Raw genomic sequence first — 24570 nt, 5'->3', positions numbered from 1 at the left:
CCCCCTGCCCCCGGTCCGACCCTCGGACCTGCCTCTTCACCATAAACCACAGATCGAATCTTTGTTCGATAAGCGAGAGTGGAGGGAGGTGACAAGACCCACCCGGGGTCCGCCGGCGGCCCGGATGACGCACTCAGGGCGCGACCGGATGGACCGGCCGCGCCCTGGGAAACGTGCGGCGGACATGGCCGCCCGGGTGGATCAGCGGTTGAGGCGCAGCGTCCAGATGATGCTCATCTCGCCGGTGACCGCGCCGTCCTCACGGCGGATCGTGACGCGGACGGGGAACTCCGGGCGCTCGCCCGCGTCGAGTTCGGCGACGACGTCCGCGACGGGGCGGCCGAGCTCGGCGGTGGCCGTGACCGGGCCCATCGCGAGCTTCGCGTACGCGATCTCCGCGCGGACCGCGAGCGGCACGGCGCGGGAGAGCTGGTCGCCGAAGGCGCTCAGGACGATCGCGCCACTGGCGGACTCGGCCAGGGTGAACATGGCGCCGGCGTGCGGGCCGCCGACGTGGTTGTGGAAGTCGGGCTGGTCGGGCAGCGTGACGACGGCACGCTCCGCGCTGGTCTCCCCGAACTGCAGGTTCAGGGTGCGGACCATGGGCACAGTGGCCGCAAGCAGTTCGCCGGTCGAAGGCAGGGTCTCGGACATGCCTGGATGTTACCAGCGAGTAGCAACCCTGCCCAGGGCATCCGTGGGCCTGCCAGCAGAAATTACTGACCAGTAACGAGGGGCGGCGTGGAACCGGAAGCCCTCACCCCCTAGTGTTTCTGGCCATGTGGCCAGGAGAGCAGCAGCCCGGGGGACAGCAGTACCCACAGCAGAACCCACAGGGGCAGTACCCGCAGGACCCGAATCAGCAACCGCCGTACCAGGCGCCGTCGCCCTACCAGACGCCGTCCCCGTACCAGACACCCGGCTACGGCTACCCGCAGCAGCCGCCGCAGCAACAGCCGCCGCAGGGGCAGTACCAGCAGCCCGGACAGCCGCCCGGCCCGCCGCCGCAGTGGGGACCGCCCACCATGCCCGGCAGCCCCGGCCCCGGCGGCCCACAGCCCGGCAACCGCAAGAACATGACGATCGCCGTGTCGATCGTCGCCGCCGTGGCGGTGATCGCGGCCGTGGTCATCGGCGGCGTCTACCTGTCGGGGGACGACAAGAAGGACACCGCCGCCGACCCGGGCAAGAGCCCGAGCGTCTCGCAGAGCGCCACGCCGACCCCGACCCCCACCCCCTCGAACACCACGGCGGCGGGCACCGGCGGGACCGGCGACGACTCGCGCGGCGATCCGAACGCCGTCGAGATCAAGCCCGTGGTCCCGGGCTGGCAGGTCGTCCGGCGCACCGAGCGCAACGTCGCCTTCGACGTGCCGGCGAACTGGACGCTGGCCAGCGAGGGCACCCTCATCGGCTTCGAGGACAAGGGCAAGCCCGCCGTCACCATGGGCGCGCCCGCCTTCTACAAAGAGAACTGGTGCGACAAGGACGAGCGCGCCGCGGTCGGGACCAAGGGCGCCAACGGGGCCAAGAGCGTCCAGGAGGCCGCCGAGGTCCAGGCCGAGTCGTGGGCGTACTGGGGATACCAGGAGGACGGCAAGGTCACCGTCGCCAAGACCGCCGCCAAGCCGTTCAGCAACTCGCACGGCATCACGGGCTTCTCCTCCTCCGCCACCGCGAAGAACGTGCCCAAGAAGAACAAGTGCACGTCCGACGGTGTCGTCTACACGGTCGCCTGGGTGGACTCCACCAAGGCCCTGACCGTGTGGGTGCTGTACGCCGACCGGGGCGCGGGCGTCACCGACGGCCTGCCGGACGCGACCATCACCACCATCATGGGCAGCATCCGCGAGCTGAAGAAGAAGTGACCGCCGACGGCGGTGGGCCGGGCGGGCCCACCGCCGAAATCCGGTGGCACCGCGGCGGACGGGCCGCGATAGTCGCCGGGTGACTCCCGAAGCCGCGCTCCGGTCCCCCGGCCGCCCGCCCCGACTGCCCTCCTGGGCCGGGCGCGACTTCCGGCTGCTCACCGCGGCGTCGATCATCACCAGCCTCGGCAACTCCGGGGCCCTGATAGCGGCCGCCTTCGCGGTCATCGAGTCCGGCGGCAGCGCCACCGACGTCGGCCTCGTGGCCGCCGCACGCACCCTTCCGCTGGTGGTCTTCCTGCTCATCGGCGGAGCGCTGGCCGACCGGCTGCCCCGCAACCAGGTGATGGTCGCGGCCAACGTGCTCAACTCCGCCTCCCAGGCGGTCTTCGCCACCCTGATCATCTCGGGGCACGCGCAGCTGTGGCAGATGGCCGCGCTCACCGCGGTCGGCGGCACCGCGCACGCGTTCTTCGCCCCCGCCTCCGAGGGCATGCTGCTGGCGACCGTCGACCCGGCCCACGCCAACAAGGCGTTCTCGGTCTTCCGGGTGGGCATGAACGGCGCGAACATCGGCGGCGCGGCGCTCGGCGGCGCCCTGGTCGCCGCCATCGGCCCCGGCTGGGTCCTCGCCGTCGACGCGGCGGCCTTCGCGGTCGCGGCGGCGCTGCGCTCGTTCCTCACCGGCACCGCGAACCTGCGCGCCGAGGCCGGCGGGGGCATGCTGCACGATCTGCGCGACGGCTGGCGGGCGTTCGCCTCACGGCGCTGGCTGTGGGGCATCGTCCTGCAGTTCTCCGTCGTCAACGCCGTCTTCACCGCCTCCGAGGCGGTCTACGGGCCGCTCGTCTCGAACGAACGGCTGGGCGGCGCAGGCCCCTGGGGCCTGGCACTGGCGGCGTTCGGCGCGGGCACGGTGAGCGGCGGTGTGCTGATGATGCGCTGGAAGCCGCGCCGCATGCTGCTGGCCGGCACGCTCGCCGTCTTCCCGATGGCACTGCCGCCCGCCGCCCTGGCCCTGGTGGTGCCCGCCGCCGGGCTGGCGGCGCTGATGTTCGTGACCGGCGTCGCGATCGAGGTCTTCGCCGTCGGCTGGATGCTCGCCCTGCACCAGGAGATCCCCGGCGACAAACTGTCGCGGGTCTCCTCGTACGACTGGTTCGGCTCGGTCGCGATGATCCCGGTCGCCACGGCGCTCGCCGGACCCGTCATGAACGCGGTCGGCCGCTCCGCCGCCCTGTGGGGGTGTTCCGGTCTCATCGTGCTGCTCACCGCCGCGGTGCTCCTCCTGCCCGAGGTCCGCCGGCTGACCCGCCGCGAGCCCGCAGCCGTCACCGGGACTGCGCCGGAACAGCCCGCCGAACCGGCTCAGCCGACGGTGAAGGCGCCGTCCGGCGGCTCGGGCGACGGCACCGCCGTGGCGTCGTAGACCGGGGACGCCCCGGCCGCGAGCCGGGCCAGGGCCTTCCCGTCGACCACCCGGGCGGGAAACGCGTCGGCCGCCGCCAGCCGGGCGAGCCGGTCCAGCGGGAGCGGGCCGTGCGAACCGAGCAGCACCGCGTTGCCGAAGCGCCGGCCGCGCAGCATCCCCGGCTCCGCGATCACGCAGAAGTGCTCGAAGACCTCGCGCACGGTGGCGATCTGCGAACCGAGGAACGCGAACGGCGCGGCGTCGGCGAGGTTGGCCAGATACAGGCCGCCCTCCGCACGCACCACGGACGCGGCCGACCGCAGGAACTCCACCGACGTCAGATGCGCCGGCACCCGCGAGCCGCCGAACACGTCCGCCACCAGGACATCGGCGCTGTCCGGCGCCGCCCGCTCGAGCCAGCCGCGCGCGTCGTCGGTGTGCACGACGACCGCCGGATCGTCCAGCGGCAGATGTTCCGACACCAGCGCCACGAGCCCCCGGTCGGCCTCCACCACGTCCTGCCGCGATCCGGGACGGGTCACGGACAGCCGGCGCGGCAGGGTCAGCGCACCGCCGCCGAGATGCACCACGTCCAGCGGCCGGCCCTCGTCGAAGACCGCGTCCACGGCGTGGGCGAGCCGACGCACGTACTCGAACTCCAGGTACACCGGGTCGTCGAGGTCCACGTACGACTGGGGCGCGCCGTCCACGGTGAGCAGCCAGGCCCGCGCCCGGTCCACATCGGGCAGCAGCTTGGCGGTGCCGAAGTCCACGGCACGGGTCACCGGTATCGGTTCTGGATCCACCGCGTCATTGTCCCAAGCCGGACAGGTCAGCCGCACCACACGGCCCGGACCTGCTCGGCGTGCGCGGCGCTCTGGGCGCGGCCGGCCCGCGCGGCGCCGGCCCGCCGCGCCGGATCGAGCACATTGCGTCCGAACGCGGTCCGCGACGCCTGGTCCGGGGTGATCAGCACCACCTGGGCGCCGGCCGCCGTCAGCTCGGCGGTCTGCGTCCGGGGCGCCGGGACCGGGCCACCGCCACGGGCCACCGGCGCGAGGACCACCACCCGCTCGTAGCCCGCCGCGAGATCGGCGTTGGCGCTGGACCGCACGCCGCCGTCGATCCAGCGCCGCCCTCCCGCGGTGATCGGCGGCCAGACGCCGGGCACGGCGCAGCTCGCGCTCACCGCGTCGACGACCCCGATGCCCGCGGCACTGTCGAAGACGGTGAACTCGCCGTTCTCCGCGTCGACCGCGGTGACCAGCAGCCGCTGTTCCGGCCAGTCGTGCGAGACCAGCCGCCCGGCGATGGTGGCCCGCCGCTCCGACTCGGGGGCGGTGCGGGCGGTACGCGCGATGTGGCCCATGCGCAGGAGGTAGCCCTGTACGTCGTGCGAGCGCGCCGCGGCCCAGACGTACCGGGAGATGAGCCGGCGGCTTATCCGGGCGACGGTCTCCCCCCGCGGATCGACGAGTTGGCGCTCGTACAGCTCCTCGACCCCGAGCCGGCCGGAGGTGAGCTGCGCCCCGACGATGGATCCGGCGGAGGTGCCGACCACCAGATCGGCCGTGCTGAGGTCCACCCCGGCCGCCGCGAGACCGGCGATCATGCCGATCTCCCACCCGACGCCGGTCAGTCCGCCGCTGCCCAGTACGAGCGCTGTGCCCTTCATGCCCAGGATCCTCTCGCCACGGGCCGCGGCCGATGCGCTCCCGGGAACAGGTGTGAGGAGCAGTGTGCCGTGTGCGTCACGCGACGAACAGACGACGGGCCGTGTCCCCCGCACCGGATGGTGCGGGGGACACGGCCCGGGACGGCTCCGGCGACCGTTACCGGTCAGCCGTCGATGGCGGTAACGGTCCCCGCGCCGACCGTCCGGCCGCCCTCGCGGATCGCGAAGCCGAGCCCGACCTCGAGCGGTACGGGCCTGCCCAGCTCCACCGTCATCTCGGCGGTGTCGCCCGGCAGCGCCATCCCGGCAACACCGAGGTCCACGTCGCCGACCACGTCCGCGGTGCGGATGTAGAACTGCGGCCGGTAGCCGGTGGAGACCGGGGTACGGCGCCCGCCCTCGGCGGCCGGCACCACGTACACCCGCGCGGTGAAGCGCGTGCTCTGCGTCACGCTGCCCGGCGCCGCCACGATGTGGCCGCGCCGCACGACGTCCCGCTGCACCCCGCGCAGCAGCAGCGCCACGTTGTCGCCCGCCTGCGCGGACTCCATCGGCTTGCCGAAGGTCTCCAGACCGGTCACGACCGAGGCCGTGTCCGCGCCGAGCACCTCGACGCGGTCGCCGACCCGCACGGTCCCCCGCTCGACGGCGCCCGTGACGACCGTGCCCCGACCGGTGATGGTCAGCACGTTCTCCACCGAGAGCAGGAACGGCGCGTCGGTGTAGCGCACCGGCATCGGCACCTGGGTGTCGACGGCGTCCAGCAACTCACCGACCGCCGCCGTCCACCGCGGGTCGCCCTCCAGCGCCCGCAGCCCCGACACCCGCACCACCGCGGCCGACTCCCCCGGATATCCGTGCGCGCTGAGCAGGTCGCGCACCTCCAGCTCGACCAGGTCGGTCAGCTCGGGGTCACCGGCGTCGGCCTTGTTGAGGGCCACGACGATGTGCTCGACCCCCACCTGCCGGGCGAGCAGTACGTGCTCGGCGGTCTGCGGCATCACGCCGTCGAGCGCCGAGACGACCAGGATCGCCCCGTCGAGCTGCGCCGCACCGGTGATCATGTTCTTCACGTAGTCGGCGTGCCCGGGCATGTCGACGTGCGCGTAGTGCCGGGTGGCGGTCTCGTACTCGACGTGCGAGATGGTGATCGTGATCCCGCGGGCGGCCTCCTCCGGCGCCCGGTCGATCCGGTCGAACGGTACGAAGGTGCCGGTCCCCCGGTCGGCGAGCACCTTGGTGATCGCGGCCGTCAGCGTCGTCTTGCCGTGGTCGACGTGGCCCATCGTGCCGATGTTGAGGTGCGGCTTGGTGCGCACGTATGCCGTCTTGGACATGGTCGGTTCGCTTCTTCCTCGGAATTCTGCGCGCGGCGGCACGACGGCATGGTCGGGTGGCTCGGCCGGGCGGCCTGGCCTGGTGACCGGATGACGTGGTGATCGCGCACGGGAACGCGGGGACCCCCTGGGCCGGACCGACCCTCCCCCTGCGGGGTCCGCCGGAATGTCCGGGGAGGGTCAGCTTCGGGCGCCGTCGAGGAATGAAGCGAGGGCAGCCTCCAGCGCGTCCGCGACTGCGGACGTATCTGCGAAGGCATACCGGTTCATGGCGTTGATGATCCGTCACCCGGCGGCCCGGCGTCGAACGGTTTTCCGCCTGCGGGGACGGTGCGGGAACCCTGCGGGGACGGTGCGGGAGCGTGCGGGAACCCTGCGGGGACCCCCGCTCACTCCGCACGTTCACCGGTCTCGGTTAGGCTCCCTGGATGCTCGATCGCCTCCCGACGTCCGACGGCCCCGCCGTACGGTGCACCCGTGCGCTGCTCTCGCCGTGGGCGCGGCTGGCCCTGCTGGTCGCGCTGCTGACGGGTGCGGCCACGGCCGTGCTGGTCTGGCAGCCGCAGCACCTGGTCATGGACGGCTGGCCCCAGCTGTCGGGCGGCGCCGCGGTGGTGCTCTTCGCGGCCGCGTACGGGGTGTGCGCGTTCGCCTTCGTGCCCCGCCCGCTGCTCAACGTCGCGGCCGGCGCGCTGTTCGGGACGCAGGCCGGGCTGCTCTCCTCACTGGCCGGCACCGTACTGGGCGCCGGGCTGTCCTTCTGTCTGGGCCGGGTGCTCGGCCGCGACGCGCTCAGACCCCTGCTGCGCGGGCGCCTGATCACCTCGGTGGACCGGCAGTTGAGCCGGCACGGCTTCCGCAGCATGCTCGCGATCCGGCTCTTCCCCGGTGTGCCCTTCGCCGCCGCCAACTACTCGGCGGCCGTCTCGCACATGCGCCTGGGCCCGTTCCTGCTCGCCACCGCGATCGGCAGTATCCCCAACACGGCCGCCTACGTCATAGCGGGCAGCCGCGCGTCGTCACCGACCTCACCGGCCTTCCTGCTGGCCATGGGGTTCATCGCGGTGACCGGCCTGGGTGCCGTCCTGGTCGCCGTCCGGGCCCGCCGTACCCAGAGCACCAGGTCGGCCGCCTGACCTTCCTGCACCGGGATGGCCAGCACAGGCTGCCGTCCCAGCCGTCCCAGCCGTCCCAGCCGTTCCAGCCGTTCCAGCCGTTCCGGCACCGGCTGACGCTTCAGCACGGACCGACGTTCCGGCACCGGCGAACGTGTCCCACGCGGACCGACGTCCCGGCACCGCTCTCCACCGCCCGACGACCTGATCGTCATGGGCCTGGTCCTCGGCGTCGCCGACCGCCTCGCCGCCCGCGGCGGCCCCGACGACCAGGGCGGTCGGCACCGCGCCGCACCGCCCCGCAAGACGCTGCGCGACCTCACCACCCGCGACGGCCTGGTCTACGGCCTCTGCCAGGCGATGGCCCTGATCCCGGGCGTCCCCCGCTCCGGCGCCACCATCAGCGGCGGCCTCTTCCTCGGCCACACCCGCGAGGCCGCGGCCCGGTACTCCTTCCTGCTCGCCATCCCCGCGGTCCTGGCGTCCGGGGTCTTCGAGCCCAAGGACGTCGGTGGTGACTCACATCTCTCCTGGGGACCGACGATCCTCGCCACCGTCATCGCGTTCGGCGTCGGATACGCCGTCATCACCTGGTTCATGCGGTACATCTCCACCAAGAGCTTCATGCCCTTCGTGATCTACCGCGTCCTGCTCGGCGTCGTGCTCTTCGCACTGGTGGGAGCCGGTGTGCTGGACGTCAAGGCCGCCGCGTTCGAGTAACCGGATCCGTGAGGTCCGCGCCGCACGGGCCCCGGCCCGGGCCACCGGCCGCGGGGCGCCGCTCCGACCGGGCGACCTTCCGCAGCGTGACCATTCGCACACGCAATTCCTGCTGGATTGGTCGGAGCGACCACCGGCGCACCGTAACCTGATCGGTATGCATGCAACACCTGTGGCCGAGGCGAACGACGCCCTCCGCGCCTACCTTCACGCGCACGGTTCCCGTGCCTGGACCCCGGCCGAGCTCGCCGAGCTCGAACGCCTGCGGTCCGCGTTCCTGGCAGCGCAGCGCGCCCATTACCGGAAAGCCGCGTAGCGACTGACCCTCCTGCCGGGCCGCCGTCCACCGGCCGCCCCGCACCCGACGACCGTCCCGCCGCCCACACCGCCAGCCGGTGTGGGCGGCTTCTGTCTGCGGGGCCTACGCGATGGGACAGCCCGCGGGCGTCAGCACACCCCACATCGACAACCTCTGGTACACCGGTGATCCCACCTCCGTCCTCGGCGGACAGGACGGAGAGGAGGGATAGGACGGAAGGCGCACCCGGCGCCGGCCCCTTTGACGGGCCCGCAGATCCGGCACATCCTTGACGGGTGCCGCTCGTTGAGCTGGCCATGGGAGGTCTGGACCACGAGGACCACAGGACCTTCTCCGATCACGAGCCTCCGTACGCCGGAAGTTGGGGAGTCCACATGACCGACGAGAAGAGCGGCCCGGGCCCCCGGGTCCTGGCGGACGACGCGCTCTCCGCGCTGCTCGCCACGCATCAGTTCGGGGTCCTGGCCACCAACAAGCGCAGCGGGCACCCGCATCTGACGACCATGCTCTACCACTGGGATCCCGAGTCCCGGATCGTCCGCTTCTCGACCACCGCCGACCGCGTCAAGGTGCGCCAGCTCAGGAACGATTCACGGGCCGCGCTGCACGTCTCCAGCGAGGACCACTGGTCGTTCGCCGTCGCGGAGGGCGAGGCCGAGGTCTCGGAGATCACGACCGAGGCGGGCGACGCCGTCGGGCGCGAGCTGCTCGCCATGCTGCCGGCCTCGGCCCGTCCGGCGGACGAGGGGCCGTTCCTCGCACAGCTCGTAGCGGAGCAGCGGCTCGTCATCCGGCTGAAGGTCGACCGGCTCTACGGCACCGCTCTCGACGTGACCGGATAGGACGGGCCTGAGCCTCGTCCGAGGCAGGCAGTGCGGCGTGGGGCCTACCAGCGTTCCGGGTGGCTGAGCGCGGGCGGCAGCTTCGTTCCGGCGTCCCCGCGCGCCGCGTCCAGTTGGGACTGGATGAGGAAGATGGCCCCGGTGAGGTCGGCGCCGCGCAGGTCCGCGTCCCGGAAGTCGGCGCCGATCACGTCGGCCGTCCGCAGATCGGCGCCCGAGAGGTCGGCCCCGATGAGATACGCCCCGCGCAGGTTGGCGCCCCTCAGGTCGGCGCCCTTGAGCCGGGCGCCGATGAGGTCGGCTCCTCTGCGGTCCTTCTTCTTGCCCCGGACCTCGGCACGCACGAGTTCGCTGGCCCGCAGCAGCAGGGCGTTCACGTCCCTGCGGTGGGCCGGAACGTCCAGCTCCACGAGGAGCTCGGGGTTGTACCGGGTGAGGCGTTCGGTCTCCTCCAGCGCGGCCCCGAGCTCCGCGTGCAGGGAGCGGGCCGGCCGCAGCGTCAGCGCCTCGGTCAGGTACCAGAGCAGCTCATGCAGATCCCGCATGACGGGGAAGACCTGGAACATCTGCTTCGCCGTGCGCGGTGCCTGCCGCCAGTCCTGGCCACCGAAGGTGACCTGCGAGACCTTCTGCCCGGCGCCGAAGCAGTCGTAGACGGTGCAGCCCCGGAAGCCCTTGTCCCTGAGGCGGGTGTGCATGCCGCAGCGGAAGTCCTGCTGCAGATTGGGGCAGGCCTGGCCGGCGTTCTTGTTGATCGCGAAGTCGACGGAGGCGGAGAACGCCGGCACGACACAGCACAGCGCGAAGCAGCTCCCGCAGTCGGCGCGCAGGGCGGCCGGCCCGCCACCGGGGCCGGCCTCCGGCCCCGAACCGGGCTCCGGCTCGGCCTGTGTACGTTCGCGGTTCTCAGACAACGTGCTCGGTCTCCTGTTACGCAGCGGCGGTGCCGACCGCGGCCGCCGGCACGGTGGCTGCGTCTCCGCATCGCTGAACGACTGGGTCCGGCACTCTCACCTCGCACATTATCCGACCTCGTCCCGCACAGCCGCCTCCACCGAGACCGCCCGGATCACTTCGCCCGGAGACCGTAGGCGATCTCGTACGCGTACTGCCACGTCCTGGGACCGGTGAGCCCGTCGGCCGGGCCCAGGACGGAGAGGTAGTGCTGCTGCAGCGCCTTGACCTTGATCAGATCAAGCTGGGACATGGTGCGGCTGGGGCCGACCTTGTACGGCGGCCCCCAGTCGCCGCGCTGCAGCCACGTCTGCAGCTGCAGCGCGTAGTCGCTGCTCGCCCCCAGTACGAAGTACTGCCGCCCGGGAAACGCGGGCGCTCCCGGTGTCGACGGTGGTGTCCAGTGGTACGAGGCGACGGCCTTGCCGCCGCGGTGATCGCTGGGGTCGGCGGTGGGCGGGCACACGCCGTCCGGGAAGCGCGGGGCGAAGTACCCGACGACGCGGGACGAACGGCGGGCGGTGGTGTGCGACCAGACACCGTTGCCCTGCCCGTTGTCGGCGGCACCCTCCTTGATCGAGTTACCGCCCTTGGTGCGGATGTTGACGGCGTCGAAGCCCGTCACGATCTCGGTGTGGGCACCGTTGCCGAGGTTCACCCAGGCACCGATGCTCGGATACTCGCTCCACTGGCCGCGCTGCTGCGCCCAGGCGGTGAAGGCCGAGACGTTGTCGACCTTGGGCACGATCGCGTCGAGCCCCATGTCGTGGTACATGTCCCATTCCCACATGACGCACCAGGAGTACCCGTCCTCGCCGAACTCCACCCCGAATTCGGTGTGGTTGTCCCAGCCGTCGTGACTGTTCCAACCTTCGTAGGTCCGCTCCGGGACCGCCATGACGTGGTCCATCAGCCGATTCCACTGCGCTGCTGCCATCTCGCTCCTACGAACTACGAACTACGAGCCGAACATATGTACTTGTGCGCGACAGAAATTCGAACGGTGCACCGGATCCGGCGATCACCACTCCACGAATTAACGCGCCACCCACAGATCCTGCCCAGAAGGTCCCGCTGCACAATCCCAGATCGACGGCGTCGATTTCCCGCCCTCCCGCGAATACGGTTCCACCGCAACCGCCGTGGTGTTAACTGGAATGTTGGGCCCAGGGGTCAGTGGCACGTTCTAGGCAGAGACGTTCCAGGTCGAGACGATCGAACTCAGATCGGTCAGGGAACCGATGCGCCAGTCGGCCACCCGGACCGTCTCCGGATCGTCCGCCCACAGATGTCCCCACGGCCCGCGCCGCAGATGCGCGACCCGCAGTCCGGCGTGCTTCGCCGGGAAGACGTCGTTGGCCGGATGGTCCCCGACATAGACGATCTCGTGCGGCTCGGCCTGCGCCAACTCGACGACCCGGGCGAAGAATTCCGGGCTGGGCTTGGCGACACCCCACTCCTCGGACGTCGCGATCACGTCGGCAGGCAGGTCCAGACCGCGCAACAGCTCACCAGTGCGCGCCGATTGGTTACCCGCGACCAGCACCCGGATTCCGAGCTTCCGCAACCCGCCCAGCGCCGGACGCACATCCGGGTAGAGATCGGATTCGTCGAGGAACTCGCCGCGGCCAGCGGTCCGGCGGGCAGCGTGGGCGGCCGGGAGATCGAGCCCGGGACGAATGAGCCGCAACGCGTCCGCGTTGTCGCGGCCTTGGGACACAACGGCGCCGACCAGGGCGGACATCGTATGCCGCGGAATTCCGAGCCAGTCGGCCCATGACTCCCAGTACCGGGTATCACTGATGAGAGTCTCGCCGATATCGAACACCATTGCCTCGATCACCTTGTCAGCGTACGAGGGTTCCGGCCGGGCCCGGAATGCCGCGCCGTTCCGAGGTCGCATATGCCGTTCCTGGCAGCTGGATTCCGATCGCCGCTGAGGACCCATAGTCTTATCGCATGCGCGGCACACTCTCGACCCATGCGAATGATCGACTGCGCGCCTATGTCCAGGCGCACGGCGACCGATCCTGGACACCCGCCGAACTCACGGAACTCGCCCGCCTCCGGGACGCCTATCTGACGGCGCGCCGCGCCGAACGCGCGAACGCCGCGTAACCAGCGCTCCCGGCCATCCATTTCCCGTCCATCCGCCCAGCCCATCCATCTGAACCGTCGGACCGTCGGACCCATGGAAAGGCCACGGTCCACCCTGCCTTGATCCGGTCTGTCTTGGTGCACCCTGTCTTGGGTCCACCCTGTCCTGGTCCGCCCCCACTACTCCCCCGGGCGTAGATCGGGTGCCTTCGGCCGGACGACGACACCCGGACGGCCGCTCGGGATTCTTGGGGGTATGGAAACCCATCGTGGACCCGTCAAAATCACCCTCGCCCTGCTGGTCCTGATGGCGGCGTCGATTCCCGTACAGATGGCAGCGGCGCGGACTACCCGGTCGTGCCGCCCGGCGCCGTCATTCCGGTGGTCGCGGCCGGGCTGCTGGCCTGGCGTCCGCGCCTCTGGACCGCCGCGATCGCGACGGCCGTCGGCCTGTTCATCGGCATCGGATCGTTCACGACGCCGAACACGGGCGATCACCTCGGGTCGGGCAACGGCCTCCTCATCGCCTCGACGGTGGTGCAGCTCGCCGCTCTGCTGGGCATCGTCATAGCCGGCGCCGTCTCCGTACTGCGGATGAGCCGCCGCACGGAGTCCACGGTCCGCTTCTGACATCGCGCCCTGTCTCCCGGCTCGCCCTGTCTCCCAGCTCACCCGGCCTCCGGCCCACCCAACCCCCTCCCACGTTCCGCCAGGAGTTGTCCCATGCATGCGCGAGCGGCAGTGCCCCAGCCCGACCCTGCGACGCGCACGAACCCGCCGGGAGCGACCGGAGCGCCGCCCGCGATGCGGCGGGGAGAAGGGTGGCGGGTGGCGAGGAGGAGCGAACGGCTCTGTTACGTGACCGGCGCCGTTCTCGTCGTCTCCGGGCTGGTGCACCTGGGGGTGTTCGCCGTCGACGGGGGTCCGTGGGAGGGGCCGGTCTCCTGGCGGAAGCCCTTCACCTTCGGGCTCTCCTTCGGTCTGACGCTGATCGCGATCACCTGCGTGACGTCGTATCTGCGGATGGGCGCCCGCACCCGCGCCGTGCTGCTCACCCTGTTCGCGGCCGACTGCGTACTGGAGGTCGGCGGCATCACGCTCCAGGCGTGGCGCCGCGTGCCGTCGCACTTCAACATGGAGTCACCTTTCAACACCTCGGTGTCCATGTCCCTCGCCGTCGGCGGCGCGCTGCTCGTCGTCATCCTCTCCGCGTTCGCGGTCGTCTCGTTCACCCGACGCCCCGAGGGGCCGACCGGTATGCCGCTCGCGCTGCGCACCGGTTTCGCCATCCTGCTCATCGGACTCCTGTCGGGCGCGGCGATGATCGCGCGCGGCGTCGTCCTGACCCGCACCGGCCACCAGGCAGCCGGCTACCGCAGCACCGCCTCCGTCAAGCCGCTGCACGGCGTCAGCCTGCACGCCATCCTGGTTCTCCCGGCGCTGGCCTGGCTGTTGTCGCTGACTTCCTGGAGTCCGGGAGCCCGGTACCGGGCGGTCGTCACGGCAGCGGGCTGCTACGCCGCGGCCGTCGCCGGCGCGCTGGTGTGGGCGGTCCTGAAGTACTGACGGGAGGGCGGAACACGAAAGGGTGGAGAGCGGACGTCGCCGCGCGCCCTACGGCACCAGCACCCACCGGCCCCGTACTCCGCCCTCCGACATGCGCGCGTGCGCCTCCGCCGCGCGCTCCAGCGGCAGCACCCCCGCGACGCGCGGGGTGAGCGCGCCCGTCTCCGCGAGCCGGGCCAGTTCGGCGAGCCGCGCGCCGTCCGCCCGCACCCATACGTCGCGGACATTGATTCCGCGCAGAGGCACCGGCCCGGCGCCCGCGTTGACGGAGGCGAACGCGCCGCCGCCACGCACCGCGTCCAGGGCATCGGCCCGCAGCATCGCCGCGTCCAGCGCGGCGTCGGCCCCACCCGGTACCAACTCCCTGACCCTGTCGGCCAGTTCTGGTCCCCGTCCGACGAAGTACGCGGCCCCCAGCGCCCGGACCGAGGATTCGTCCGCCGCACCCGCGACCGCGACGACCCGCAGCCCCCGGAGTGCCGCCAACTCGACGGCGTACCCGCCCAGGGCCCCGGCCGCCCCGGTGACCAGCAGTGTTCCGCCGGACGCCAGGCCGAGCGCGCCGAGCACGTCGAGCGCCAGATCCGCGGTCAGTGCGTTGAGCGGCAGGGTCGCCGCAGCCTCGGGCGGAATCCCGGCGGGAGCGGAGGCGACGGCGTCCGCGTCGAGGACGACGAACTCCGCCTGGGCGCCGGTGCGGACGTCCAGCCGGTCCTGGAGTCCGATGACCCGGTCGCCGGGCGCGAACGCCGTCACGCCGGGGCCGACGGCGTCGACCGTCCCGGCAACGTCCCAGCCGAGGCCGAAGACCGGCCGGGCACCGACGAGCCCGGCGGCGACCGGCGCCCCGGCCGACACGAGGAGATCGACGGGATTGACGGCGGCGGCCTCGACCGCGATCCGCAGTTGCCCGGCGCCGACCTTTGGCACCGGCGCGTCGACGACCTCAAGCGTCCCGTGAGAGCCACCGGAACCTCCGGAACCTCCGGAACCATCGGAGCCGTCGGAGCCGTCGGTAAATCGGGCGATCAGTGCGCGCACGGCGAACCTCCGTAGATCAATGACGAGGAAACGGCCCGCGCAGGGCCTCGATCACCAACCTAGAGAGAGCTACTCTCCTTCAGGAAGTACGCACTTGAGAGTGCCCAACGCACCCTGAGGGACGCACCATGCCGACACGAACCGCCGCCGAGGTCCGGGCCGAGGCCCGGCAGGAGTACGACGCCTACCTCGCCACCTGCCCGGCGCGGCGGCTGCTCGACCGCATCAGCGACAAGTGGGTCAGCCTGCTGCTCAGCGCACTCGCCGACGGCCCGATGCGGTACGGCGATCTCGCGCGCCGTGTCGCGGGCGTCAGCCAGAAGATGCTCACCCAGACGCTGCGCGCCCTCGAACGCGACGGTCTCGTCAGCCGGACCGTCACGCCGACCGTGCCGATCCGCGTCGACTACGAACTGACACCACTCGGTGAGACTCTGCTGCCCGTGATGCGCGCGGTGAAGGACTGGGCCGAGCAGCACATCGAGGCGGTCGACGCGGCGCGCGAGTCCTACGACAGCCGTGCCGACGCCTGACGAACCACGGGGCGGATCAGTGCGGGAGCGCGGCGGATCGGGTGCCGGACAGCGGTGACGTGGGCAGGTCGCGGGTACTGCGCACCGGCGAGAAGACCAGGATCAGACCGGCGAGCGGGACCCCTGCCGTCGTGATCCACATGGCGGCACGGAGGCCGAGTACGGTACCCAGCGTGCCGCCGAGCAGCGCCCCCAGCGGGATCGTACCGAAGTTGATGAACGACGTGCTCGCGGTGAGTCGGCCGAGCAGCTCCGGCGGGCAATAGCTCTGCTGGAAGCCCGCCTTGATGACATTGCCCGCCACCACCCCGGCGGAGACGCAGAAGCCGCCCGCCACGTAGAGCAGCACCCCCGCACCGCCGACGGTGAGCGGAATGAGCAGCGCGAACACCGCGAACCCCAGCTCGAACAGGAGCGTGGCGCGCGCCGTACCCACACGGGCGGCGACCCGGCGGGCGGCGAACGCACCGGCGACCCCGCCGCTGCCGGCGGCCGCGATCAGCGCGCCGACCGTACCGGAGCCCACGCCGACCTCCCGCACCAGGAAGACCACCAGGATCGACTGGAAGCCCATCAGCGCGAGGTTGGAGGTCGCTCCGAAGAGCGTCAGGCTGCGGATCCAGGGATCGCGGGTGGCCAGCCGAAGCCCCTCCCCGACCTCCTTGACCAGCGCCCTGGGCGGACGTTCGGTCCTGACGGCGCGCGGTTCGCGGTGCCGGATGCCCGACAGGCAGAGCAGCGAGACGAGGAACGTCGCGGCGTTGGCGAACATCCCGTTGACCGCGCCCGCCAACTGGGCGATCAGACCGCCGGATCCGAGACCCGCGATCTGCGCGGCCGACGCACTCCCGTGCAGCTTGGCGTTGCCTTCGGGTTGGTCGGCCGGCGCCAGGATGCTGGGAAGGTAGGCCGTGTAGGCGGTCTGGAAGAAGACCACGGCCGTACCCGTCAGCAGGGCGACGGCGAGCAGCAGCCCGATGCTCAGCGCACCGGACCAGGCGGCGACCGGGATGCTGAGGTAGAGGAGCAGGGAGACCGCCGCCGCTATGAGCATGATCGGGCGGCGCCGCATCCGGTCCACCCAGACGCCGACGGGAAGGCCGATGATCAGCCACGGAAGCCAGGTGGCGGCTGTCAGCACGCCGACCTGGAAGGTGGTGGCGTGCAACGTGGTGACGGCGACGAGTGGCATCGTCACTCCGGTGACGGACGCGCCGAACTTGCCGGCCGTCTCACCGCACCACAGCAGCCGGAAGTCGCGGTGCCGGCGCAGCAGCCCGCCACGTATGCCGTCGTCGGAGCGCGTGGTGCCGTCCGAACGAAGCTCGTCGTCCGGGCGCGTGTCTTCGTCGGAGCGCCTGTTTTCGCGCAGACCGTTGTCCGTGCCCTGGTTCATGCGCCGCCACGCTCCTTGCGGGGGAATGACTGGAGCTGAACGATGACGGGCAGCGCGTCCTCGCCGGGCTCCGCGTCGGGAGCCGGGGTGTGCCGGTCGATGACGGACATCAACTCCGCGTTGAGCGACGACAGCTGAGCAGGCGTCAGCCGCAGGTCGGATCGGTCGACGAGCGTGCCGATGCCCTGCCATGGGCCCTCCCAGTCGTCGGCGAGGTAGTCGGCGACCCGGGAGAACGTCTGCTGGATCAGTTCGTGCATGTAGACGGAGAGCGCGCCCCGGGTGTCGGGGTCGTAGCGGAACTGCGTGGTGTCGAGCGTGCGCCGCTCCTTGACCGCCTGCCACCAGCGCTCTCGCTTGGTGCCCCGCCCCACCACCTCCTCGATGAAACCGTGCTCGGCGAGCTGACGCAGATGCCAGCTGACGGTGCCGGTGTTCTCACCCAGCCGTTCGGCGAGCCCGGTCGAGGTGGCGGGCCCGTCGAGGTTCAGCAGTTCGAGCATCCGCATGCGCAGCGGATGCGCGAGCCCGCGAAGGCTGCGGGCGTCGATGTGCCGGACGGTCTTCTCCGGATCGGACGCGGATTCGGAAGGGGGCCCGGACTCGGGCGCGGCCTCGGACGGGAGCGATGGACGTGCGGATTCATCGGCCATGGCCGCAATCATAGGTTGCAGAGGCTTCTCTGCAAAGGGATATCTGCAGAGAAGCCTCTGCCTATTTGCTCAGCCGTGCTCCCCGCGGCACCGGCCGTCCGCAAGGCCGACTACTGGGCCACCGCCCCTGGCGTCATCAGCACCATGGGGTCCCCGGTCACGGCGTCGAGCACGGTCCGGGTGCCCAGTGGGCGCGACAAGCGGAACTGCACGGGCGTCACCCGCAGATCCGCGTTGCACATCGTGCCCTTGGGCAACTGCCCGACACGGCCGATGAGGACGACGACGTCCTTCGTCTCGTACACCTGGCCGGGCAGGGCCTTCACGCACGACCCGTGCGACACCCCGACGTTGAGGACGAGGCCGTCGGACGAGAGTCCGTTCCAGCCCCCCGCCGAGCTCACACCGTCGATGCGAGGCGCTGGACGGTCCGACCGCGGCGGCTGATCGGGGGCCACGGCCGGATAGGCGAACGGCTGAGCGTAGCCCTCGATCGTGAACTCCCAGACGGGGATGGTGGCCCGGCCGCGACTCGTCGCCAGTGTTCGGGTGGCCGCCTTGACTCCGGTCACCCGCAGCCGCCCGTTGCAATCCGCTCCCTGACACGCCGACTTGTTCCGCACGATCCCGTCGAATACCTGACGTGCCGACAACAACGGTCGCTTCGCCGACGATCCGTCCGGCCACGTCACCGTTCCCTCCGGGCCGTCGGGCCCGGACGCCGGGAGCTGAGTGGCGAGGTCGAGGTGCCCGCTGGCGAACGCGGCCTTGTCCTCCCCGCTGCGGAACGCGTCCGGCGGAAGCCACTCCGCCTGGTCGAGCGGTCGGTATCCCTCGCGCCACGCGCGTTCCGCCGCCGATCCCGCCCAGGCCTTGGCCACTTCGGCCGCCCTCCGCGCGCCCGCTCCGTCCGGACGCCCGGCGCCCTCGGTCACCAGCACGTCCTTGCCGGCGGGCGCGTCCGACGCCGTCCGCACCCCCTCGGCGCCACACCCCGCGACCGTGAGAGACACACCTAACAACAGAGCTGAACTGACAAGAGCGGCACGGCTGCGCATGACGGTTCCTCCATGACCACGCCCCGGCGGCGTATCCCTTCGACGTGAGTCGGGTAACGGCGGTTCCAGGTACCGTGGGCCGAGCAGGAACGGATCATGGGGCGATGCAGCCCCGGACGTCGTTCGCAGAGTTCGTAGCCAGTGATGTGACGATGCGGGGGTAGCGCCGTGACGGCGGACGTTGATGTGGTGACCGAGCTCGGCTACGGGACCAGTGGCCGGCGCATGGATGTCCACCGTCCCGCGCCCTCGTCGTCGGCTGCACCCGTGGTGCTGCTCTGGCACGGTCGCGGCCCCGATGAACGGGACGTGCTCGCGCCGCTCGCCCGGAGCGCCGCGCGGCTCGGAGTCGTCACCTTCGTACCGGACTGGCGTCCCGACGCTCCTGACGGCGGCCGGACGCAGTTGGCCGAATCGGTGGCGTTCGTGCGCGAGAACGCGGCCCGCTTCGGCGGGGACGCGGAGCGGATGGTTCTGGCGGGCTGGTCGCTGGGCGCCAACGCCGTACTGGGCGTCGCCCTCAACCCCGCCGCGCTCGACGGCTGGCGACCGCGAGCCGTCGTGGGCATCGCCGGCGGATACCGCTCCGCGGCGCCGACCACGGGCACCGTCCCGATCGAGGACGCATCCCGGGCCGGTGACCCGGTGCCGCCGATTCCGGTCCACCTGGTGCACGGCACCATCGATCCGATCACGGACATCGAGCAGTCACGTGAGCTGCGCGACGCGCTGGAGGAACGCGGCTGGCCGGCGCCGCTCGAAGAGCTCGCGACCGACCACGCCGGCATCGTCCTGACCGAGTACAGCGTGGAACACCAGCGCTGCCTGCCCAGTACGGCCGCTCACGCCGTCGATGCCGGAACGCGGACCGCCCACCTGCTGGCCCGCGCCGCCGGGATCGCCGTCTCCTGATCCCCTGGCTACTGGCTACTGGCTACTGGCCCCAGACTCCCGAGACGCAGTCAGGGGACCATGGTGAGCCCGGCGGCAGCACCGCCACGGCTCAGGACCATGGTGCGGATGTGATCACGAGCCCTGAGGTAGTCGGCGCGGTGCGGGTTCTGGCGCAGCGCGTCATTGAGGGTCACGACGCGGTACGGCGCTCCGAGGTCCATCAGCTGCGGAATGAACTCGGCCTTGCGCACGGTCCACCGCTGTCCGGCCGTCGCGGGCGGGGCGAAGGTGAACCGGGCGATGGACCCCATGTTGCCGCGCGGGTCCTGCTTGTCGTCGTAGTTGAACATCTCCCCGGCGACCTGGTCGCCCATCCCGTAGACGACCCAGGTGCCGTTGACCTTCTCGTACGCCTGCGGAATGTGGGCATGGGTGCCCAGGATCAGATCGATGTCCGGGCGCCCGCCGGTCCGCGCCGCGGTGAGCTGCTTGGCGACGGTCAGCTGCATCTCGTCCGGATCGTCCTGCCACTCGGTTCCCCAGTGCAGACTCACCAGCACCACGTCCGCCCCGGCCTTCCGGGCGGCCCGCGCGTCGGCGATGATCCGGTCGGGATCGATGAGATTGACCGCCCACGGGTGACCCTCGGGCTGCGGGAACCCGTTGGTGTCGTAGGTATAGGCGAGCTGTGCGACGGTGGCACTCCCCGCCTTCAGCAGCGCCGGCTTGCCGGCCTCGGCGGCGGTACGGGCCGATCCGGCGTGCCGGACGCCGACCGCGTCCATGGCGTCGAGCGTGTGCTGCACCCCGTCCGCACCGTCGTCCAGCGTGTGGTTGGAGGCCGTGGAGCAGGAGTCGTACCCGGTGTCCTTGAGCGCCTGGGCGACCTGCGGCGGCGACTTGAACGTCGGATAGCCGGTGAAGGGGCCGTCCTTCCCGCCGTACACGGTCTCCATATGACAGACCGCCAAATCTGCCGTGCTGACCACCGGCTTCACGCCCGCGAGCATCTTGTGGAAGTCGTAGCCGTGTCCTCCGGCATCCTTCTGCGCCTGACGGATGATCACCGCATGGGGCAGGACGTCCCCGGAGGCGACGAGCGTGAACCCCTTCAGCTGCGACGCGGCACCGGACGAGCCCGCCTGCCCGATGTCCCCCTTCGATACCGGCCCGGCCTGCGGCCCGGCAGCACCGCCACAGGCACTGACAGCAACGGTTCCGAGCAGAGCGGCGGCCATGGCCAGTGCCCCGTGTCGTGTGCGGATCGTCATCGACGCGACTCCATCATCAGGAAATCCGACTGTCGTTTGATCCCACCACGCATCTGTGGGACCTGCGACAGCAGTCACCCATGGGAGGCAACCGCGTCAGCCCAACCGGGCTACGGGCGATCCATGTGACGCACGCTCAGCCCCCGGCACCTGGCCAGTCCTCGAACCGGATCCGGGAGATCTCCAGGATCTCCCCGAGCGCACCCCACTCGTCCTTCCCCAACCGCGACAACGGCTGCAGCTTCCGCACCTCAGGATGACCGTCGACCAGCACCGCCTCGGACACCGCCGCATGCACGACCCGCCCGAACACCACCGTCGAGTCCCCCATCCGCAGCATGCTGTGCATCTCGCACTCCAACGCCACCGGCGACGCCGCCACCCGCGGCGGCTTCACCCGCAGACTCGGCTCCCGAGCGATCCCCACCGCATCGAACTCACTCACCCCGGCCGGAAAGTCCGTCGCCGTCGCATTGATCTGCTCGAAGAGATGCTCCGGCGCAAAGTTCACAACGAACTCCCCCGTCCCCTCGATATTGCGCAACGAGTCCTTCCGCCCGACCGACGTGAACTGCACGATCGGCGGACTGACACAGGCCACGGTGAAGAAGCTGTGCGGCGCGAGATTGTCGGTCAGGCCGTCCGGGCTGACGGTCGACACCCAAGCGATCGGCCGAGGCACAACCACCGAGGTCAGGAGCTTGTAGAAGGCGGTCCGGTCCACGTCCGCGGGATCAAGGTCGATGCGCATGCCAGCCAGTATCCATACAACGCAGCCGTGAACCTCAACCCTGGATCACGGCGCGGCCAAGCCCCTGTGTTCGACGGAAAGTGCCCGGTGCCAGCACGCACCGCCCCGACGCGGTGGCCGACAGATCAAACACCAGGCACCAAGGGCCAGCCAGAGTACGAGTCAGGCCCCGCGTCGGGACGGCACACCCATACTCACAGCCGGAGTAGTACGGGCGGTCGGCCGCGATGCGGTCGATGGACAGCAGCGTGCCGTCCAGGATGACGAACGCCTTCGCCCTGGCGGTCTCGACGGCATCGGCGAGCGTGGGGTCCTCGGCGGCGAGGATGTCCACAGCCTCGCGGACGTAGCGGTGGACGGTGGCGATGCCGACCTTGAATGAGGCGGCGAGCTGGGCCTAGGTGTCCCCGCAACGCAGATGCGCCAACGCGAGCAGCGCTTGGTGGCCCGCGGTCAGGCGTCGCCATCGGCTGCCGATCTGGCGCCGATGGGTGGACAACTTGCGGGCGAGGCACCGCCGGGTCGAACTGGACAGATCGATGCCCGATGGGTAAGCAAGCACGGAAGCTCCTGGCGACATGGTTGATCTTGGTCGACAACCCGTCTACCAGGAGCTTCACCACTTCGTACAGCCCGCCTCCGTAGTCATCCTGTCGCGCCATCAGGTTGGAAAAGGCTCCTGTCTACCTGCGCGTCAATCCCGAGCGGGTAAGCGATGTACAGGGGGTCGCCGCAGCCACTGCCAACCCGGCCCAGCCGTCCATGGTTGCCGTCTCCCGTCCCTCTGACCTGCTCAAAGCGCGCGCTGAAACGAACACCACCCTCACCGGCCTCGTACTCTCCCTCGCGGGCGTCGCCTTGCTGGTCGGCGGAGTGGGGATCGCGAACACCATGGTGGTCAGCGTCATGGAGCGGCGTGGCGAGGTGGGACTTCGTCGCGCGTTGGGGGCGCGCCGGGGACAGATCACCCTGCAGTTCTTGATCGAGGCAGTATTGCTCGGCCTGTTCGGCGGCTTGGGTGGGGCGGCCGTAGGGGTCACCGTGGTGTACGCATACGCAGCCGTACAGGAATGGCCTGCCGTGGTTCCCACCGTCTGGGTGTTGGCAGGGCCGGCAGTAGCCGTGGTGGTCGGCACCGTGGCTGGGCTGTACCCCGCGCTGCGGGCCGCTCAAATGTCGCCCACGGGAGCTCTCCGCTCGTCGTGAGTACGCACCCTCGAAGAGAGGGCACTGAGGGGCAAGCGCTCCTGCACGCACAGGCATGACGGCCGTCCGACCGGTGCCTACATTTCCGGTATCCACACAGTTGCCGGAACGAAGAGGCCCCCATGCAGTTCGGAATTTTCTCGGTGGGGGACGTGACCCCCGATCCGACCAACGGCCGTACCCCGTCGGAGCGCGAACGCATCAAGGCGATGGTCGCCATCGCGCTGAAGGCGGAGGAGGTCGGACTGGATGTCTTCGCGACCGGTGAGCATCACAACCCGCCGTTCGTGCCGTCATCACCGACCACGATGCTCGGCTACATCGCCGCCCGTACCGAGAAGTTGATCCTCTCCACTGCCACGACGCTGATCACCACCAACGACCCGGTGAAGATCGCCGAGGATTACGCGATGCTCCAGCATCTGGCCGACGGCCGGGTCGACCTGATGTTGGGGCGCGGCAACTCCGGCCCGGTGTATCCGTGGTTCGGCCAGGACATCCGGCAGGGCCTCAACCTCGCCAAGGAGAACTACGCGCTGCTGCACCGGCTGTGGCGCGAGGACGTGGTGGACTGGGAGGGCACGTTCCGCACGCCCCTGCAGGGGTTCACGTCCACGCCCCGTCCGCTGGACGGCGTACCGCCGTTCGTGTGGCACGGCTCGATCCGCTCGCCCGAGATCGCCGAGCAGGCGGCTTTCTACGGCGACGGCTTCTTCCACAACAACATCTTCTGGCCCATCGAGCACACGGGGCGGATGGTCCAGCTGTACCGGCGACGGTACGAGCACCACGGTCACGGCCGGCCCGAGCAGGCCATCGTCGGCCTCGGCGGACAAGTGTTCATGCGGAAGGACTCCCAGGATGCCGTACGAGAGTTCCGCCCCTACTTTGACAACGCCCCGGTGTACGGGCACGGGCCCTCCCTGGAGGAGTTCACCGAGCAGACTCCGCTGACGGTGGGCTCTCCCCAGCAGGTCGTCGAGCGGACACTGTCCTTCCGCGAGACCGTCGGCGACTACCAGCGGCAGCTGTTCCTGATGGACCACGCGGGTCTGCCCCTGAAGACCGTCCTGGAACAGATCGACATCCTCGGTGAAGAGGTGGTGCCCGTTCTGCGGAAGGAGTTCGCGATCGGCCGCCCGGCCGACGTGCCGGACGCTCCCACTCATGAGTCGCTGCGGACCGTTCAGGCGGTGTCTGCGGGATGAACCTCGTCGCCGTGTCCGCGGGGCTGAGCACCCCGTCCTCCACACGCCTGCTCACCGACCGTCTCGCCGAGTCGGCCCGCGCCGACCTCGTCGACCTCAAAGGCCCAGGTCACGAGGTGGCGGTCGACATCATCGAGTTGCGCGAACTGGCCGTCCCCGTGGCCAACAACCTCGTGACGGGTTTCCCGTCGCCCCAACTGGCCGCCGCGCTCGCCGCGGTGACGGGCGCCCACGGCCTGATCGCCGTGACCCCCGTGTTCACCGCCTCCTACAGCGGGTTGTTCAAGTCCTTCTTCGATCTGATCGACCCGGACGCCCTCACGGGGAAGCCGGTCCTCATCGCGGCGACGGGAGGCACAGCCCGCCACTCCCTGGTACTTGAGCACGCCCTGCGCCCGCTCTTCGCCTACCTGCGCGCCACCGTCGTACCCACCGCGGTGTACGCGGCGTCCGAAGACTGGGGATCCGGCGGTGACGAGTACACCGAGGGCCTGCCCGCACGCATTCGGCGGGCGGCCGGCGAGCTGGCCGTCCTGATGGCCGCCCGCCCGGTCGAGGAGACGCCCGAGGACGACATCACCGCGCTCGAACGGCAGCTTTCCGACCTGCGCTTCGACTGAGGCTGACCCCGGCGGCCCACCGAGCGGGCAGACGG

Annotated in this window: 26 protein-coding genes and 2 pseudogenes; 14 read left to right on the top strand and 14 right to left on the bottom strand. The window is 70.8% G+C overall.

Features of this window, described 5'->3' with window-relative positions; genetic code table 11:
• Nucleotides 1-201: 201 nt before the first annotated feature.
• Nucleotides 202-654: a DUF4442 domain-containing protein gene (locus G3I60_RS25775; protein ID WP_138355457.1), complete on the bottom strand. Its 453-nt coding sequence runs from the start codon at nt 652-654 to the stop codon at nt 202-204.
• A 125-nt stretch (nt 655-779) separates the two neighbouring features.
• Between G3I60_RS25775 and G3I60_RS25770 the strand changes: the two genes are divergently transcribed.
• The gene (locus tag G3I60_RS25770) at nt 780-1868 is read left to right on the top strand and encodes a hypothetical protein (protein WP_164297382.1); all 1089 of its coding nucleotides are present in this window, start codon (nt 780-782) and stop codon (nt 1866-1868) included.
• A gap of 79 nt (nt 1869-1947) precedes the next feature.
• Nucleotides 1948-3297 (top strand): MFS transporter, encoded by a 1350-nt coding sequence (locus G3I60_RS25765; protein WP_164297384.1) that lies wholly within the window; start codon nt 1948-1950, stop codon nt 3295-3297.
• Here the strand turns inward: G3I60_RS25765 and G3I60_RS25760 are convergent.
• The 3 genes from G3I60_RS25760 to tuf all read right to left on the bottom strand — a co-directional run bounded on the left by G3I60_RS25760 (nt 3237) and on the right by tuf (nt 6291).
• Nucleotides 3237-4085 (bottom strand): spermidine synthase, encoded by an 849-nt coding sequence (locus G3I60_RS25760; RefSeq protein ID WP_138355459.1) that lies wholly within the window; start codon nt 4083-4085, stop codon nt 3237-3239. The two genes, G3I60_RS25765 and G3I60_RS25760, sit on opposite strands and share 61 nt — an antisense overlap.
• A gap of 26 nt (nt 4086-4111) precedes the next feature.
• Entirely contained in the window at nt 4112-4954 is an 843-nt protein-coding gene (locus G3I60_RS25755; RefSeq protein ID WP_164297386.1) for a patatin-like phospholipase family protein, read from the bottom strand.
• Between the two features lie 164 nt (nt 4955-5118).
• On the bottom strand, nt 5119-6291 hold the full coding sequence (tuf, locus tag G3I60_RS25750) for an elongation factor Tu (RefSeq protein WP_138355461.1): 1173 nt from the start codon (nt 6289-6291) through the stop codon (nt 5119-5121).
• Between the two features lie 428 nt (nt 6292-6719).
• On the opposite strand from tuf, the gene G3I60_RS25745 reads away from it, so the two are divergent.
• From G3I60_RS25745 to G3I60_RS25735, 4 genes and pseudogenes are all read left to right on the top strand, one after another.
• Nucleotides 6720-7427, top strand: a complete 708-nt coding sequence (locus tag G3I60_RS25745) for a TVP38/TMEM64 family protein (RefSeq protein WP_164297388.1) — start codon at nt 6720-6722, stop codon at nt 7425-7427.
• Nucleotides 7428-7610: 183 nt separating this feature from the next.
• Nucleotides 7611-8126: pseudogene (locus tag G3I60_RS25740) on the top strand (undecaprenyl-diphosphate phosphatase); the annotation flags it as partial.
• A gap of 157 nt (nt 8127-8283) precedes the next feature.
• Nucleotides 8284-8442 (top strand): hypothetical protein, encoded by a 159-nt coding sequence (locus G3I60_RS44675; RefSeq protein ID WP_187144761.1) that lies wholly within the window; start codon nt 8284-8286, stop codon nt 8440-8442.
• A 377-nt stretch (nt 8443-8819) separates the two neighbouring features.
• Entirely contained in the window at nt 8820-9287 is a 468-nt protein-coding gene (locus G3I60_RS25735) for a PPOX class F420-dependent oxidoreductase (protein ID WP_164297392.1), read from the top strand.
• A 44-nt stretch (nt 9288-9331) separates the two neighbouring features.
• Here the strand turns inward: G3I60_RS25735 and G3I60_RS25730 are convergent, their stop codons facing one another.
• The 3 genes from G3I60_RS25730 to G3I60_RS25720 all read right to left on the bottom strand — a co-directional run bounded on the left by G3I60_RS25730 (nt 9332) and on the right by G3I60_RS25720 (nt 12084).
• On the bottom strand, nt 9332-10117 hold the full coding sequence (locus G3I60_RS25730; RefSeq protein WP_239070240.1) for a pentapeptide repeat-containing protein: 786 nt from the start codon (nt 10115-10117) through the stop codon (nt 9332-9334).
• Nucleotides 10118-10356: 239 nt separating this feature from the next.
• A complete protein-coding gene (locus tag G3I60_RS25725; RefSeq protein ID WP_164297394.1) occupies nt 10357-11178 on the bottom strand; it encodes a hypothetical protein in 822 nt (273 codons plus the stop codon).
• Nucleotides 11179-11427: 249 nt separating this feature from the next.
• Complete coding sequence (locus tag G3I60_RS25720) at nt 11428-12084, bottom strand: HAD family hydrolase (protein WP_343241796.1); 657 nt, start codon at nt 12082-12084, stop codon at nt 11428-11430.
• 116 nt (nt 12085-12200) lie between these two features.
• Between G3I60_RS25720 and G3I60_RS25715 the strand changes: the two genes are divergently transcribed.
• The 3 genes from G3I60_RS25715 (at nt 12201) to G3I60_RS25705 (ending at nt 13904) form a co-directional block, all read left to right on the top strand.
• Nucleotides 12201-12359, top strand: a complete 159-nt coding sequence (locus tag G3I60_RS25715) for a hypothetical protein (protein ID WP_164297396.1) — start codon at nt 12201-12203, stop codon at nt 12357-12359.
• Nucleotides 12360-12695: 336 nt separating this feature from the next.
• On the top strand, nt 12696-12968 hold the full coding sequence (locus G3I60_RS25710) for a hypothetical protein (protein WP_164297398.1): 273 nt from the start codon (nt 12696-12698) through the stop codon (nt 12966-12968).
• Nucleotides 12969-13142: 174 nt separating this feature from the next.
• Complete coding sequence (locus G3I60_RS25705; protein ID WP_164607780.1) at nt 13143-13904, top strand: hypothetical protein; 762 nt, start codon at nt 13143-13145, stop codon at nt 13902-13904.
• A 48-nt stretch (nt 13905-13952) separates the two neighbouring features.
• On the opposite strand, the gene G3I60_RS25700 is transcribed toward G3I60_RS25705, so the two are convergent.
• A complete protein-coding gene (locus G3I60_RS25700) occupies nt 13953-14834 on the bottom strand; it encodes an NADP-dependent oxidoreductase (protein WP_343241798.1) in 882 nt (293 codons plus the stop codon).
• Nucleotides 14835-15073: 239 nt separating this feature from the next.
• Between G3I60_RS25700 and G3I60_RS25695 the strand changes: the two genes are divergently transcribed.
• Nucleotides 15074-15478, top strand: a complete 405-nt coding sequence (locus G3I60_RS25695; RefSeq protein ID WP_138355467.1) for a helix-turn-helix domain-containing protein — start codon at nt 15074-15076, stop codon at nt 15476-15478.
• 16 nt (nt 15479-15494) lie between these two features.
• Here the strand turns inward: G3I60_RS25695 and G3I60_RS25690 are convergent, their stop codons facing one another.
• From G3I60_RS25690 to G3I60_RS25680, 3 genes are all read right to left on the bottom strand, one after another.
• On the bottom strand, nt 15495-16874 hold the full coding sequence (locus tag G3I60_RS25690; RefSeq protein WP_164297400.1) for an MFS transporter: 1380 nt from the start codon (nt 16872-16874) through the stop codon (nt 15495-15497).
• Nucleotides 16871-17527: a transcriptional regulator gene (locus G3I60_RS25685; RefSeq protein ID WP_164297402.1), complete on the bottom strand. Its 657-nt coding sequence runs from the start codon at nt 17525-17527 to the stop codon at nt 16871-16873. The genes G3I60_RS25690 and G3I60_RS25685 overlap by 4 nt, the downstream gene beginning before the upstream one ends.
• A gap of 110 nt (nt 17528-17637) precedes the next feature.
• A complete protein-coding gene (locus tag G3I60_RS25680; RefSeq protein ID WP_164297404.1) occupies nt 17638-18540 on the bottom strand; it encodes a hypothetical protein in 903 nt (300 codons plus the stop codon).
• A gap of 213 nt (nt 18541-18753) precedes the next feature.
• Here G3I60_RS25680 and G3I60_RS25675 point away from each other — a divergent pair, with 213 nt between their 5' ends.
• Nucleotides 18754-19497 (top strand): alpha/beta hydrolase, encoded by a 744-nt coding sequence (locus tag G3I60_RS25675; RefSeq protein WP_343241797.1) that lies wholly within the window; start codon nt 18754-18756, stop codon nt 19495-19497.
• A gap of 50 nt (nt 19498-19547) precedes the next feature.
• Here the strand turns inward: G3I60_RS25675 and G3I60_RS25670 are convergent, their stop codons facing one another.
• From G3I60_RS25670 to G3I60_RS25660, 3 genes and pseudogenes are all read right to left on the bottom strand, one after another.
• Complete coding sequence (locus tag G3I60_RS25670; RefSeq protein ID WP_164297407.1) at nt 19548-20750, bottom strand: CapA family protein; 1203 nt, start codon at nt 20748-20750, stop codon at nt 19548-19550.
• 136 nt (nt 20751-20886) lie between these two features.
• Nucleotides 20887-21501 (bottom strand): flavin reductase family protein, encoded by a 615-nt coding sequence (locus G3I60_RS25665; RefSeq protein WP_164297409.1) that lies wholly within the window; start codon nt 21499-21501, stop codon nt 20887-20889.
• A gap of 199 nt (nt 21502-21700) precedes the next feature.
• Nucleotides 21701-22063 (bottom strand): annotated as a pseudogene (locus G3I60_RS25660) (transposase family protein); the annotation flags it as partial.
• A gap of 104 nt (nt 22064-22167) precedes the next feature.
• Here G3I60_RS25660 and G3I60_RS25655 point away from each other — a divergent pair.
• The 3 genes from G3I60_RS25655 (at nt 22168) to G3I60_RS25645 (ending at nt 24535) form a co-directional block, all read left to right on the top strand.
• On the top strand, nt 22168-22707 hold the full coding sequence (locus G3I60_RS25655; protein WP_203673832.1) for an ABC transporter permease: 540 nt from the start codon (nt 22168-22170) through the stop codon (nt 22705-22707).
• 122 nt (nt 22708-22829) lie between these two features.
• Complete coding sequence (locus tag G3I60_RS25650; protein WP_164297411.1) at nt 22830-23915, top strand: LLM class flavin-dependent oxidoreductase; 1086 nt, start codon at nt 22830-22832, stop codon at nt 23913-23915.
• Nucleotides 23912-24535, top strand: coding sequence for an FMN reductase (locus G3I60_RS25645; RefSeq protein ID WP_164297413.1), 624 nt, complete (start codon nt 23912-23914; stop codon nt 24533-24535). The genes G3I60_RS25650 and G3I60_RS25645 overlap by 4 nt, the downstream gene beginning before the upstream one ends.
• The last annotated feature ends 35 nt before the right edge of the window (nt 24536-24570 follow it).

Origin of the sequence: Streptomyces sp. SID13666, from assembly GCF_010548325.1 — a bacterium.
GTDB lineage: Bacteria > Actinomycetota > Actinomycetes > Streptomycetales > Streptomycetaceae > Actinacidiphila > Actinacidiphila fildesensis.
Note: the sequence above shows the minus strand (reverse complement) of the source record. Positions and strands in the feature narration are given on the sequence as shown.